Raw genomic sequence first — 1,881 nt, forward strand, 5'->3', positions numbered from 1 at the left:
GAGGCGCGCCACCGCAGGCAGCTCGCGTACTGGAAGGAAAAGCTCGAAGGCGCGCCGTTCCTCCTGCCGCCGATCACGGATTTTCCGCGGCCCCGGCAGCAATCCTACCGGGGGCGGCAGGTCCGGTTCGACCTGTCACCCGATCTGACGGCGAAGCTGAAGCGGTTCAGCCGGGACGAGGGCGTGACGCCGTTCATGGCGCTGCTGTCGGCCTTCGAGATCCTGCTGTGCCGGTACTGCAACGCCGACGACCTGTTGATCGGCTCCACCGTCGCGAACCGCAAGACGCGCGACGCGGAGCGCGTGCTCGGCATGTTCGTCAACACCATCGTGGTCCGGGCCGACACGGGCGGCGATCCGACGTTCCGCCAGCTTCTGGGCCGCGTGCGGGACACGCTGGCGGACGCCTACGAGCACGACGAGGTTCCCTTCGAACTGATCGTGCGCGCGCTGCAGCCCAGCCGTTCGACGTCGCACAACCCGATCTTCCAGGTCGGCTTCAGCTTCCATAGCTCGACCGTTCCGGCCCTGGAAGGGCCGGGCTTCACCTTGTCGCTCTTCGAGGCGTACAGCAATCGGACGTCGAAGTTCGACCTCGAGGTCGTTGCGATCCCCCGCGGTGCCGAAACGGGCGGTGGGGATGCGATATCGCTTGCGTGGAACTACTCCACCGACCTGTTTGCCCCCGAAACCATGGACCGGATGCGGTCCAACTACGTCAGCCTTCTCGAAAACTGCCTGGAGGCCCCCGGGCGTCGCATAGGCGAGCTCTCGCTCGTCTCGCCCGCGGAGCGGCGCCTGGTCGCGGAGGAGTGGAACCGGATCGAGGCGTATCCGGTGGAGCGCTGCATCCACGAGCTGTTCGAGGCACAGGCGAAGCTGAACCCGGACGCGACGGCGGTGACCTTCGAGGGCCGCAGCCTGAGCTATGGCGCCCTGAACGCGCGCGCCAACCGGCTGGCGCGCCACCTGCGCACGCTCGGCGTCGGGCCGGACCGGCTGGTCGCGGTCTGCGCCGAGCGCTCGCCCGAGATGGTGGTGGCGCTGCTGGCGGTGCTCAAGGCCGGCGGGGCCTACCTGCCGCTCGACCCCGCCTATCCGGCCGAGCGCCTGGCCTTCATGCTCGCCGACGCCGCACCGGTCGCGGTGGTGACCGACGGCTCGCTCGGCTCCCTTGCCGTCCCGGTGCCGGTCGTCGAGCTCGGCGCCGAGGCGTCCTGGACCGGGCTGCCCGACACCGACCTCAACCGCGGCGCCCTGACGCCCCGAAACCTCGCCTACGTCATCTACACCTCAGGCTCGACCGGCACCCCCAAGGGCGTGATGGTCGAGCATGCCAACGTCGTGCGCCTGTTCGCGGCCACTGCGGCGGACTTCGCGTTCGGGCGGGACGACGTGTGGACGCTGTTCCACTCCTTCGCCTTCGACTTCTCGGTCTGGGAGATCTGGGGGGCGCTGCTGCATGGCGGCCGCCTGGTGGTGGTGCCGCAGCCGACCGCGCGCAGCCCCCAGGAGTTCTACCGGCTGCTGTGCGAGCAGGGCGTCACGGTGCTGAACCAGACGCCGAGCGCGTTCCGCGCCCTGGTCGTGGCCCAGGTGGACGAGGGCGGGGCGGACGAGAGCGGGGCGCACGGCCTGCGCTGGGTGGTGTTCGGGGGCGAGGCGCTGGAGCCGGCGATGCTGGCGCCGTGGTACCGCGACGCGCGCAACCGGGCGACGCGCCTGGTCAACATGTACGGCATCACCGAGACGACCGTGCACGTGACGTTCCGGGAGATGGAGGCGGCGGACGCGGAGCGGGCGGGGTCGAGCCCGATCGGGCGGCCGCTGGGGGACCTGCGCGTGTACCTGCTGGACGGGTCGGGCGAGCCGGTGCCGGTC

Annotated in this window: 1 protein-coding gene; it reads left to right on the plus strand. The window is 70.6% G+C overall.

The genetic code is table 11. The features are described from left to right. On the plus strand, positions 1-1,881 hold a 1,881-nt coding region (locus tag VGO20_RS18550), incomplete at both ends, for a non-ribosomal peptide synthetase (RefSeq protein WP_327503863.1).

This window comes from Arenibaculum sp. (assembly GCF_035998295.1).
In the GTDB taxonomy this organism is placed as follows: Bacteria; Pseudomonadota; Alphaproteobacteria; order Azospirillales; family Azospirillaceae; genus DASYHS01.